Source organism: Leptolyngbya sp. ST-U4 (assembly GCF_039962215.1).
Taxonomy (GTDB): domain Bacteria; phylum Cyanobacteriota; class Cyanobacteriia; order Elainellales; family Elainellaceae; genus Leptolyngbya_A.
Genome location: NZ_JAMPKZ010000005.1, coordinates 192,512 through 204,540, shown reverse-complemented (window position 1 = coordinate 204,540; position 12,029 = coordinate 192,512). Strand labels below are relative to the sequence as shown.

Genomic DNA, 12,029 nt, shown 5'->3' with positions numbered 1-12,029 from the left:
CGGCTTGAATTTAGATGAATAACCTTATAACCCTGGGATTCCTGTCTTTATCAGGCGGTTCAGCAGCAGCACAACTGCTATCGTATTAAAAGAGGCTTTACGGAACTTAACAGAATTTTCCCATGAAGTGCATCATTAATCGGCGGGCGGAGTTCTCGGCAAGTCATCGATACTGGCTACCCGAACTGAGCGACGCAGAAAATCAAGAGCGGTTCGGCTGCTGCGCCCGGTTTCCGGGACATGGGCACAACTATGTCCTCTATGTCTCGATGGAGGGCGACCTGGATGAATACGGTATGGTGCTAAATTTGTCCGACGTAAAACAGGTGATTAAGCGGGAAGTCACCGGCCAGCTTAACTTCTCCTACCTGAATGACGTTTGGGCAGAATTTCAGCAAACCCTACCCACAACGGAAAGTATGGCGCGGGTAATCTGGCAGCGACTCGCTCCCCATTTACCGATCGTCCGCATTCAGCTTTTTGAACATCCTGAACTTTGGGCAGACTACGAAGGAAACAATATGGAAGCTTACCTCACGATCAGCACCCACTTCAGCGCGGCTCACCGTCTGGCACTCCCCCATCTGACGCTGGAGCAAAATTCAGAAATCTACGGCAAATGTGCCCGCGTGAACGGACACGGGCATAACTACCACCTGGAAGTCACCGTCAAAGGCGAAATCGATCCGCGCACGGGAATGCTGGTTGACTTAGTTGCGCTACAAAAAGCCGTCGATGATTATGTGGTGGAACCGTTCGACCACACCTTCTTGAACAAAGACATTCCCTACTTCGCAGAAGTCGTCCCAACTGCGGAAAACATCGCCGTTCACATCCGCGACCTGCTGCAAAACCCGATCGCCCAAATCGGTGCAAAGCTTCATAGGGTCAAACTAATCGAAAGCCCTAATAACTCGGCAGAGGTTTTTTGTAGCGATCGCAGCGAGAACACCCCCAACAACAACCTGCCTTTGCAGAAGTTTAATTTTGAGTTGCCCCTCAATGGTCGGTAGGCTGGCATGGGGTAAGGGCGATCGGGGGTAAGGGTAATTGAGTAAGGTGATCAGTAAGGGGAGTTCGCGAACTGCCCCTACAGGAGACTACCGCACCCGTGCGATCACCGTCCGGTGGCGTGGCGTATTACAAGCCACGATGGGAGACTGGAAACCTGCCTGCTCGATCGCCTCTTCCAGGTTCAGCGCAAAGTATTCGTCTAAATAAGGCTCTGTGCTTTTCAGCAGCGTCAGGATGTAGGGCGGCATCTTGGCGTAGATTTCCGATCGCGGATTCATGTCCATAATTGCAATGTGACCACCTGGACGCAGGAGCCGTCGCGCTTCTTGCAAAATGTCGATTGCTGCCGACTGAGGCAGTTCGTGGAACAGAAGGTGGGCAGACACAAGATCAAACGAGGCATCGGGTAATCCGGTCGCTTCGGCAGCGGCATGAAGCCAGGTGGGGCTAGGAATTTGGGCTGCTTGATCTGGGCTGGGCGCAAGCGAAGGCTGAATTGCGTAATCTTCCCCGCGTTCTCGCTGCTCAGTGCGATACTGGGCGATCGTCAAAAAATGGGGCGAGAGATCGACTCCAGTAATTTGCGCTTGCGGGTAAAGGGCTTGCAGGGCAAAGGTACTCATGCCAACGCTACAGCCAATGTCTAAGATGTTCTGCGGTGCAGTGTTAATTTGCTCTTGCAGCACGGTTTGATAGCTCTGGCGCAGTCGCATATCACCCTGTTCGCCAGAGTCCGGCCAAACCCGAGCATGAACGGCATGGGCAGCCACTTCGACTTCCATTGCTGCATCCCAGCTTAGATTCCCGTCCTCGTAAGCGTGAAACATTCGTAGGTAATAGTCGGGATAGGTCAGATTCGCGCTCTGCACCTGGGCAAGCTCTTGCTCCCACTGAGGAGACACCTGAGACGAAACCTGAGAAGATGCGCTGTCGCTGCGCGATCGAAGAGCTTGCACCTGATCATGCCAGTACACGCCGATCGACTCAGCTCGCTTGATCATCATGTTGCGTGCCCGATTTTTTGCCAGGTCCGCCAGAGGCTTGATCGCCAAAATGCCGTTGACTAGTTGAGAAGTAATTCGAGGAGAAGATTTGACAGCAGCCGTCATAGGAGGATGAATTGCGAAATGAACAAGCAGAGAAAACAAATGGAGAATAAATCTAAATTCACCGCAGTCAAACTACAGTCTACCGTTGGATGCTTATCCTTCAGGCAGCAGCTATAAAGATTTTCATTGAGATTGGCTGATTGCAGGCATTTGCAGGCATCATTATAGAGAGTTGAAAAGGCTAACTTTCCACAGTCAAGGCAGCGAATATGCGCCGCTTCGCAGGATAGCGCTAGCACTGGCTGAAATTTGACGGTTCAATTCTGACGGCTCAATCTGACGGTCGCTATCCAAATTCCGGCAGCACCGATCGTTTAGGAATGGAAATGAGGATGGGCGAGACGATCAATATTTCTGATGCTTTCACGCTCAGCCGCGCTTGGTCTGCTTCAAAGTTCGATCGATTAAGAAAATTGTTTCAGCAGATTGCAGCCCAGGTTGAGGCGATCGAGATAACCGAGGTAGCCCTGGCGGGTCAACGATCGCAATCCCCCCTTCTTGCACAATCTCAACTTTTTAGCTTAGTTGCCTCTCCCGGATTTAGTGCCCTGCTCCAGGCAGAGCTGCTGACAGGCATTCAACCTTTGACCGGAGCGCAGTCTGGCACAGAAGTTTCCTATCAAATCAGCCTTAACTTTGAACCTGAGAAAATTGCCGCTTTTCTAGACGGGCTGCTGCCCCAGGTTGAGCGCAACTGGCAACCAGAGTGGATGGAAGCTCGATCGCGGCTTCAGCCCAATGATATGCAGATTCAAACGGACTTTACCCGTCAACTTCTCGATTTGCTGCTGGAGCCGTTGGACTCGACTCTAGTTGCAGTGTGTGAGCCTGCGCTACAACAGCAAGTCGAGCAAGAACGGCTGCTAAATCAGGTCATGATCCAGATTCGGCAAAGTTTAGAGCTGCCAATCATTCTGCAAACAGCGGTCGATCAAGTGCGAGCTTGTCTACGGGTCGATCGCCTGGTGATTTACCAGATTGAGGGTGTGACTCAAACAGAATCATCTTTCTCACAAGCTTTATGGCAGGAGGGGACGATGCAGAGCAGTTCCCCCTTCGGAGTAATCGATTCGCAGGCGGCGGGTTCAGTCATTTATGAAGCAAGAGCCAGTGACACAATTCCTTCAGTGCTGCATTTTTCAGATGCTCATTGCTTTGTAGATGAGCTACGCGGACATGTCCGAGAATCCTGGCAATTTCCGCTGATAGTAGAAGATGTTACCGTGCGATATGCAACATCAGTTCCCTGCCTGCTGGAATTTTTGCAGCGTGCCCAGGTGCAGGCAAAGCTTGTGGCTCCGATCTGGGTAAACAATCGCCTCTGGGGACTCCTGATCGCTCACAATTGCACCCAGCCCTACTGCTGGGAAGACCGGGAACAGCGATTTTTGCAGCACATTGCCGAGCATTTGGCGATCGCCATTCATCAAGCCCAGCTTTACAGCGAACTTCAGCAGCAAAAACACACTCTGGAACAGCGCGTGATTGAGCGAACCCAGGCACTTGAAGACGCAATGCTGGCAGCGCAGGCGGCAAACCAGGCAAAAAGTGAGTTTTTGGCAGCCGTGAGCCACGAACTTCGTACCCCCCTCGCCTGCATTATCGGAATGTCAAGAACTTTACAACGCTGGTCCGCCCATGTGCTTGACAACCGCCAACAGCATTTTCTTCAGATGATTCACGACAGTGGTGAGCGGCTTCTCAACCAGATTGAAGACATTCTCGCTGTATCCCAAGTCGAAGCAGGCAGAATGGCTCTCAACCTGCGGGAGGTTTCGCTGTCTCATCTAGTGCGGCAGGTGCTGAAAATGCTAGAAAGTTACGCGGCTTTGCATCAGGTTGAGTTTGAGCTTGATTTGCATCTGTCCCCACAAAGCGATCGACTGATTGCCGACCCGCAGCGGGTGCGTCAGATTCTTCATAATCTACTCAGCAATGCGGTCAAATTTACCCTGGCAGGCGGTCGGGTGACGCTGCGGGTGTTTACAGAAAAAGATTTCGTGATGCTTCAAGTTCAAGATACGGGCATTGGCATCCCTGAACATCTGATTCCGCAGCTTTTTCAGAAGTTTCATCAGCTCGATCGCGGCTATAGTCGGCAGTATCAGGGAACGGGCTTAGGCTTAGCACTCACCAAGCAGCTTGTGGAGCTTCACGGAGGCTCGGTCACCGTTGAATCGACTGCCGGAGTAGGGTCAGTCTTTACCGTTCGCTTACCCATTCTCCGATCGATCGATGCCAGTTCCCCGATCGAAACTCGCAGCCTGATCGATCCGCCAAAAGGCAAGATTATTCTGATTGAGCATCGAGAAGAAATTGCGGAAGTGATTTGCGACAGCCTGACCGCAGCAGGCTACCAGCTCGTCTGGATGCTAGAAGGGGCAACGGCAGTGCGTCAAATTGAAGTAATGCGTCCCTTTGCGATCATTGCCGACGTTGATCTGCCAGACATCAAAGGAGAGACCCTGATTCACGCACTTCGCCGTAATCCTGTCACCAAACAAATTAAAATTGTTGCGCTTGCACCAGAGATAGAAGAGCGAGAGGCATGGCAGGCGATCGGCGCAAATGACCTGCTGCACGACCCAATTATGCCAGAGCAACTGCTGCAAATGATCATGCTGCTTGCTGCAAAAGAGCCGATTTCTCCCTAAGTTTTGCTGGACATCCTGGCGAAAATTGCCAAACAAATTGCCTGTCGCAACCGAGATATCTGTACCCCGTATGCCACAGGCAACGATTTTGTTTGATTGAGTTGGCACGTTCCTTTAAGGGTTTGTATCTCCGAACTCAGGAAGGCAACCGCTCGATCAGAACAATGGCTTCTGATGGTCATTGCGATCGATCAAAAAGCCTTGAGTTTAGCAAACGATTGGCAGACTAGGGATTTGCGGCTTGAGCTGCCAAAAGCTGCTTGAGCTTTTCCAGGTCTTGCGCCCAACGCGGATCGGGCTGAACTGCTTCCGGTTCGGTTGAAGTCACTTTGCGAGACTTATTGTTGCCTTTGCTGCCACCACTCCGACGATTGCTGGGTGGATTGCCCTGCGGAGCCTGCTCTGCGGTCTCTTCTTTGCCTTTGGTACGAGGCTGCGCCCGCTCGATCTTAATGGGGCTATCCTTCAACAGATAACCGTTAAATTTTTCAATCACTTCATCTGCCTGTTCTTCGCTCTTCACCGTGACAAAACCGAAGCCACGGCATTTACCCGTTTTGCGATCGGTAATCACCTTGGTTGAAACAGAGTCGTCGAACTCAGCAAAAACGGCTTCTAACTCCTGACGCTCCAACTCTTTGGACAGATTGCCCACATATAGCCGAATTGACATGAAACCCTCCGAAGGCTCAAAAACAAAACAATTTAAAAACCCTTACTTCCACTGCTGATGGGAGGCGATAAACGTTTGCAACGTCCTGCTAGAAACAAACTGACCCTCCACCCAAACCTAGCCAGCGTCTAATTAATGTACCTATAAATGCTAACAATATAATCGGCAAAATATCCTGCTCGATATCCTAATTTCAGCCTAAAAGTTTATCCTTCAAATGACCGAATTGACCACAACTTTTACATTGCTGAATAAAAGAGCATCTTAAATAAGCAGGAGATTGGGCAAAGCGGCTTTCCTACAGCCATTCACTAAGTTATCACGCAGACGGAACAGCGACGATCGTAAAAAAAGAATTCACTGCAAATTTATTCCTGTTGGCTGAATAGCTCTTTCTATCATGGCATTCGGCAAGAGCAAGATTTAAATAAATGCCAGCCCCTTGGCTGGCAAACTCGCTGTGTTGGGAGGAGATAACCCGATACCTACGGCACATCCTGATACTAGAGTTCAGATAAACCCCAAGCTCTGAACCGCTTCTGGATGCCCCAGGGTCGCGTTGTGAAGTAATGTTAACACAGGCGGAGCAATTACTGCAAAATTTCTTAACACTTTATTTTTTTGCCTTTGCAAGAAGCCTGAGGTGCGATCGTTCCGCCGTTTCCCAGAGAGAAATCGCCACCCCTCTCCCCGCCAGTCTAGTAATTTTTGATTACCCGCTCGATCTCGCGTTTCGCCTGCTTACGCTTCAGATCCTCCCGCTTGTCGTGCAGTTTCTTGCCTCGTGCCAGACCCAGGGAAAGCTTAATCCAGCCGCGCTTCAGGTGCATCTTGAGCGGTACCAGCGTCAGTCCCTTTTGTTCGACCTGTCCAATCAGCCGGCGAATTTCCTCAGCGTGAAGCAAGAGCCTGCGCGTTCGGCGAGGGTCATGGTTGTACACCTGGTTCGTGGTTTCGTGCGGTGAAATGTGAACGTTGTGCAGCCAGACTTCTCCATTTCGGACCAAAGCGAAGCCGTCTCTCAGGTTCACTTTGCCCTGGCGAATTGACTTCACCTCGGTTCCGCGCAGCTCAATGCCTGCCTCAAAAGTTTCTAAGATTTCGTACTGAAACCGAGCTTCTCGATTGTCTGCAACTACTTTATAACCGTCACTGCTATCACTCATCTTTATCTATCTGTACTTTTCTATAGAATGCTCTAGTTTGACCAGGGGTGAAGCCTGCCTGAAAAAGGCTTTTGGGGTTTGCGATGGGGTACTGCTACTCGACGACGATGCGCCATTCATGAATCTGGTAATCAACGCAGCCGTTTTGAATCAGCGGATCTTGAGCGACGATCGCCTTAGCTTCCTCTAAACTGGCTGCCTGAAACAGCATCATGCCGCCCCCCAAATCACCCCAATAGCCTGTTTTTGCTTGATGCCCCTGGTTAATTAACGTCCGGACATAGGCTTTGTGTGCCGGAACAAATTGGTCAAAGGTAGACTTGTCAACGACACCTTTTTCAATTTTGACAAACCAAGGCATGCACTCACTCCGCTCGATCGAACCTCCAGGATAGCTCGATTTTTTCATTGATCAAGGGAGATTGAGCCGGGAAACTCAGCGAGCCAATTCACCCCATTGTTAACCAAATGACAAGCCCTCAGACCTCGAGGCATCAGCGTCACTTGTTAATCAGAATCGAATCAAAACTTGGAGTGCGGTCGATTCCCACGGGTTGCTGTTTTTCCCATGCCGACTTACTGAGTTCTATAAACTTGTATGCCGAGAACAGGATTAATTGAATTGTTACGACGGGCTTATCAGACTGCCCGCATTTCAACCACAACACAGATACCGCCCGATGAAGTCGAAGGCTGGCTTCAAACGCAAGACGATCGCCGCCTCGGGGAACTCCGAAGCAACCGCAGACAGTTTTTAGGGGGATTAGTGCTTACAGGAGCAATAAGCTCAATCCAGCCTGGAGCGATCGATCTGCGCCGACAGTTTCAAGCAGGGGGCAGAAATTCTCCAATTAGCTTTAAGGAGCGGAGCGCGAAAGCCCTGATTGTGGGAGCGGGAATTGCCGGACTTACCGCCGCCTATCGGCTGAAACAGGCAGGCGTTGCGGTAGATATCGTTGAGGCAAGCGATCGAATTGGTGGACGCTTAAAAAGTCTGTCGCAGCAGCCCGGTTATCCGGGTGTAGTGGAGTTGGGCGGAGAGTTTATCGATTCGCGCCATACCTGCGTCCGATCACTGGCGGCAGAACTGGGTCTGAGAATGGCAGATCTGCACGCTGCTGATACCGGATTGGAGCCGGAAGTGCTGTACTTTCAGGGACAAAAGATTCGCCGATCGCAGGTAATCGAAGAGTTTAAACCTCTAGCGCAGCACATTGCTCAAGATTTGAAGAAGCTAGGCAATTGCGATATCACGTATCACAATCCCAGCCCAAGAGCCATCCAGCTCGATCGCCTGTCCCTGGCAGAGTATTTAGCAGCGGCTCCGACAACTCCTTTAATTAACGAACTGGTAAGGGTCGCTTACATCACCGAGTTTGCCAGGGATGCTGAGTCTCAAACCTGCCTCAATATGCTGTTTTTGATCGGCGCAGATACCGGCGAATGGAATACCTACGGAGTAAGCGACGAACGCTGGCACGTCATTGGCGGCAATGATTTGATTCCCAAACGGCTAGCCGATCGCCTCAATGCCGCGATTGAAACCGGAGTCTTTCTGGAATCGGTGCGAATGACCCCGGCAGGACGCTATTTCGTCAGCTTGCGGCAGGGCAATGCTAGTCAGGAGCGCATTTATGAGCACATTTTGTTTGCGATTCCATTTACGGTGCTGCGCGAGGTAGATCTGGCGATCGATCTTCCTCCATTGAAGCGACAGGCGATCGATCAGTTGGGATATGGGTCTGGGGCAAAGCTATCCCTACCAATGCAAGAGCGGATTTGGCGCACACAATATGCCAGCACGATCAGCGTTTACACCGATCAAGCGTTTCAGAATACCTGGGAAAGTGCCCGCTATTCGCCAGGACCCAATGGATGGCTTACCGATTTACGAGGGGGGCAGCAAGGCTTAAAGCTTGGAGAAGGGAACCCGGAAGATCAGGCTCAAGCCGTGGTGGACTCGCTCGATCGCATTTTCCCTGGGATCTCGCAGGTTCAGCGTGGTAAGGCAGTTCGAGCAGTCTGGTCTCAAGAACCCTATGCGCTTGGCTCCTACTCCTGCTATCTGCCGGGACAGTGGACAAAATTTAGCGGCGTAGAAGGAGAGCGAGTCGGCAATCTTTGGTTCGCCGGAGAACATTGCTCAGTCGGTTCTCAAGGCTACATGAACGGTGCCTGCGAAACCGCACAACGGGCAGCAAAAGGAATTTTACAAAGCTTAGGCGCGATCGTCTAATCCCGCTTGCTTGTCTCAATTTGACTTTGCATCAGACATGGGGGCTTGGCGCGGCTAAGCCTTTTTTTTGAGTTCTACGCTGCAAAAGATGGATGCGAAGCTAGATACTTGAATTCGCACCGGAGTTACGCTACAAGCTAGCGAACTCTACAAAAGCAGGGACTGCAGAAATTTTATGGGTCGCCTGGGATTCGAACCCAGGACCAATCGGTTAAAAGCCGAGTGCTCTACCGCTGAGCTAGCGACCCTTGCCTTGTGTCAAGCAAACCTCAATACTTTAGCATAGGCTCATGAGATGTTCAAGTCCTGCTTTCACAAAGAAGTGATTCCAGGAAGCAAGATTGCACAGCACCCGACCGCTCAGAGCAGTCAATCGATCGCTAAATTCAAACCATGCTCATGTTCTAATTTGGGCTTACGCTTTTGTGCGAAAGCACCTAATTCCGATGATTATTGCTGTGACGCACGATCGCCCCTGCCCATTGCAGCTTTTCCCGGAGCGTCTGGTAGTAGGAATAGTTGTCACGCAGGATAATAAAATGAGCCGGGCGGTCTGCCATACGGATGTCTACGCGCTGACCAGGCCAAATTGCTGTTGCTAGAACTCCATCCATCCATAGCTTTGTATTCAAGTCGCGATCTGCCAGGGGCCAGATGCTAATGACAGAACCTGGCGGCAGCACGATCGGTCGGCTCGACAAACTCAGCGGACAAATCGGCGTGATAATCATCGCTTCCATACCGGGATGAACGATCGGACCTGCAGCCGCCAAGGTATAGCAGGTCGACCCAGTGGGAGTTGCCACTAGTAAGCCGTCTCCCTGATACTGATCGACCACCTCGCCGTCGATTTCTACTTCAAGAAACGAAGTAATCATGCGATCGGCAGAAGCAGGCTTGACGCACATCTCGTTGAGAGCCAAATAGCGGTCGCTCATCGGTTCCAAGTTAGTACGATTGCCTTCAAACACCATTGCCTGAAGCATCATGCGTCGCTGCACCGCGAACCGATCGCCTGCCAGCCTGTCCCAAATCTTCTCAGACTGCTGAAGCTCCTCCGCCGACTCCGTTAAAAAGCCCAGATGACCGCCGATGTTGATTGCCAGAATCGGAATACTACCTGGGGCAAGATGCCTTGCGGCTGCGAGAGCTGTACCGTCACCGCCCAGGACAACCGCTAGATCGATTGGCTGCTGCACCGACGCAAGAAAAACGGGATAGGGATTATCTTTGGGGCCGCTCGGTCCAATTAGAACATAACAGCCGCGTTGCTCAAGCTGATCGGCACACTTTTCGGCGGTGCGTTGGCTCAGAGCATCCCCGGCTTTGTAGGCGACAATAACTTGCTTGAGTTGCAATCGTTTACTATTCTCGATCGGCTACCACTTGAGCAAATTAAATTGCTCCATATCCACTGTACCGCGGTTGCGATAGATAGACAGCACGATCGCCAAACCCACCGCCGCTTCTGCTGCTGCGATCGCAATGATAAACACAGTGAACACCTGTCCCCGAATTACCTGAGGATCGAGGTAGTTTGAGAATGACATCATGTTCAGGTTGACCGCATTCAGCATTAGCTCGATCGACATCAGCACGCGAATTGCGTTGCGGCTCGTCACCAAACCATAAACACCAATGCAGAACAGAGCGGCTGCGAGAAGAAGAAAGTATTGCAGTTGCATAGGAGTTGAAAAAATAAGCGATCGTTCAGACAGAGAGGATAAAAAGGAAGAGAGGAATACTGCGCTTACGCTTACTTATTACTGCCCGGAATGAGCTCGCGGGGGCGCTCTGGCAAAGTAAGCGAAGGCTGTTGACTGCTATCCTGTGCCGCCAGCGTATCGGGCAAGTAATCCCGACGTGCCAGGACGATCGCCCCAATTAGTGCCATTAGCAGCAGAATTGATGCCAGCTCAAACGGCAGCAGGTAGTCGCTAAAAAAGTGCTTGCCGATCACAATGATCGCTTGTTCGCCTGCCGGAACCGCAGTTGAAATTGCCCACGGCGTTGCCAGGATCATCGTGCTCAGTAGTGCAAACAGACCGAGACAAACGGTTGCCGTTGACGCCTGACCAACCCAGGCATTTTTCAATGGGCTAAACGGCTGTCGCTTGTTCACCAGCATAATTCCGAACAAAATCAGCACGTTGACGGCTCCCACGTAAATCAAGACCTGCGCTGCTGCGACAAATCCTGCATTCAGGAGAATGTAGAAGCCCGAAATGCTGATAAACACCAGACCCAGCAGAAAAGCCGAGTATACGATGTTTTGCAGCAGCACGACCCCCAAGGCAGCCCCGATCATCAGGAACGCCAGAATTCCAAAGGAAACAAGTTGAACTCCATCTGCAAGCGTCACGTTATGAACCTCCCATAGTCACAGTAGCTCGATCGAAGATAGTAGCGGGGAAGCAATCACCACTCATTGGCGCGAAACTGCCGCCCACTAACTGTATTGGTTACTTGATTGATTACTTAGCTTCCGCCTCTTCCAGAATTTCCGCAGGCAGTTTTCCGGCTCGATTTGAGCCATCGGGCAGACCGTGGGGATCCATCACGCCCTGGGGCAGATAAACCAGCTCTCGCAGCGGCGTCACCATTGGGTTCTGGGTCACGTTAGCAGGCAGTCGTCCCATTGCCACGTTGTCGAAGTTGAGTTCGTGGCGATCGTAAGTACACAGCTCGTACTCTTCGGTCATTGAGAGGCAGTTCGTTGGGCAGTATTCAACACAGTTGCCACAGAAAATGCAAACTCCGAAGTCAATGCTGTAGTGATTGAGCTTCTTCTTCTTGGTTTCCTTGTTAAACTCCCAATCCACCACGGGCAGGTTGATCGGGCACACGCGAACGCAAACTTCGCAGGAAATACACTTATCAAACTCAAAGTGAATCCGTCCCCGAAAACGCTCTGAGGGAATCAGTTTTTCGTAGGGATACTGAACCGTGATTGGGCGACGCTGCATGTGGTCAAAGGTAACGGATAAGCCCTGACCGATATATTTCGCAGCCTGAATCGCTTCTTTTGTATAGTCGCCAACTTGCTTAAGAAACTTCAGCATAGTTTTGGATAAAGGTTGAATTTCTGAATTTCAGGGATTGCAATGGTAGGGAATTGGGGCGATCGGGATGAAGTTTATCAAAACAGGGTAGAACTTGAACCCGCAAGACTTAACC

General features: G+C 51.0%; 11 protein-coding genes and 1 tRNA gene. 3 read left to right on the top strand and 9 right to left on the bottom strand.

Going from position 1 to position 12,029, the window contains the following annotated elements:
• Nucleotides 1-122 precede the first annotated feature (122 nt).
• The gene (locus NDA02_RS11385) at nt 123-1,013 is read left to right on the top strand and encodes a 6-carboxytetrahydropterin synthase (RefSeq protein WP_190793889.1); all 891 of its coding nucleotides are present in this window, start codon (nt 123-125) and stop codon (nt 1,011-1,013) included.
• An 87-nt stretch (nt 1,014-1,100) separates the two neighbouring features.
• On the opposite strand, the gene NDA02_RS11380 is transcribed toward NDA02_RS11385, so the two are convergent.
• The gene (locus tag NDA02_RS11380) at nt 1,101-2,123 is read right to left on the bottom strand and encodes a class I SAM-dependent methyltransferase (protein ID WP_348254987.1); all 1,023 of its coding nucleotides are present in this window, start codon (nt 2,121-2,123) and stop codon (nt 1,101-1,103) included.
• A gap of 332 nt (nt 2,124-2,455) precedes the next feature.
• On the opposite strand from NDA02_RS11380, the gene NDA02_RS11375 reads away from it, so the two are divergent.
• The gene (locus NDA02_RS11375) at nt 2,456-4,777 is read left to right on the top strand and encodes an ATP-binding protein (protein WP_190790335.1); all 2,322 of its coding nucleotides are present in this window, start codon (nt 2,456-2,458) and stop codon (nt 4,775-4,777) included.
• A 226-nt stretch (nt 4,778-5,003) separates the two neighbouring features.
• Here the strand turns inward: NDA02_RS11375 and NDA02_RS11370 are convergent, their stop codons facing one another.
• The 3 genes from NDA02_RS11370 to NDA02_RS11360 all read right to left on the bottom strand — a co-directional run bounded on the left by NDA02_RS11370 (nt 5,004) and on the right by NDA02_RS11360 (nt 6,977).
• Entirely contained in the window at nt 5,004-5,450 is a 447-nt protein-coding gene (locus NDA02_RS11370; RefSeq protein ID WP_190790334.1) for an RNA-binding protein, read from the bottom strand.
• A 698-nt stretch (nt 5,451-6,148) separates the two neighbouring features.
• Nucleotides 6,149-6,616, bottom strand: a complete 468-nt coding sequence (gene smpB, locus NDA02_RS11365) for an SsrA-binding protein SmpB (protein WP_190790333.1) — start codon at nt 6,614-6,616, stop codon at nt 6,149-6,151.
• Between the two features lie 94 nt (nt 6,617-6,710).
• Nucleotides 6,711-6,977, bottom strand: a complete 267-nt coding sequence (locus NDA02_RS11360; protein ID WP_190790332.1) for a YciI family protein — start codon at nt 6,975-6,977, stop codon at nt 6,711-6,713.
• A 237-nt stretch (nt 6,978-7,214) separates the two neighbouring features.
• Here NDA02_RS11360 and NDA02_RS11355 point away from each other — a divergent pair, with 237 nt between their 5' ends.
• The gene (locus NDA02_RS11355; RefSeq protein ID WP_348247696.1) at nt 7,215-8,852 is read left to right on the top strand and encodes an FAD-dependent oxidoreductase; all 1,638 of its coding nucleotides are present in this window, start codon (nt 7,215-7,217) and stop codon (nt 8,850-8,852) included.
• A 176-nt stretch (nt 8,853-9,028) separates the two neighbouring features.
• Here the strand turns inward: NDA02_RS11355 and NDA02_RS11350 are convergent.
• The 5 genes from NDA02_RS11350 to ndhI form a co-directional block, all read right to left on the bottom strand.
• Nucleotides 9,029-9,100 (bottom strand) — tRNA-Lys (locus NDA02_RS11350).
• 189 nt (nt 9,101-9,289) lie between these two features.
• Nucleotides 9,290-10,210, bottom strand: a complete 921-nt coding sequence (locus NDA02_RS11345) for an NAD(+) kinase (RefSeq protein ID WP_190793997.1) — start codon at nt 10,208-10,210, stop codon at nt 9,290-9,292.
• 21 nt (nt 10,211-10,231) lie between these two features.
• A complete protein-coding gene (gene nuoK, locus NDA02_RS11340) occupies nt 10,232-10,537 on the bottom strand; it encodes an NADH-quinone oxidoreductase subunit NuoK (protein ID WP_190793996.1) in 306 nt (101 codons plus the stop codon).
• A gap of 71 nt (nt 10,538-10,608) precedes the next feature.
• Nucleotides 10,609-11,214, bottom strand: a complete 606-nt coding sequence (locus tag NDA02_RS11335; RefSeq protein ID WP_190793995.1) for an NADH-quinone oxidoreductase subunit J — start codon at nt 11,212-11,214, stop codon at nt 10,609-10,611.
• A gap of 112 nt (nt 11,215-11,326) precedes the next feature.
• The gene (gene ndhI, locus NDA02_RS11330) at nt 11,327-11,911 is read right to left on the bottom strand and encodes an NAD(P)H-quinone oxidoreductase subunit I (protein ID WP_190794003.1); all 585 of its coding nucleotides are present in this window, start codon (nt 11,909-11,911) and stop codon (nt 11,327-11,329) included.
• Nucleotides 11,912-12,029 lie beyond the last annotated feature (118 nt).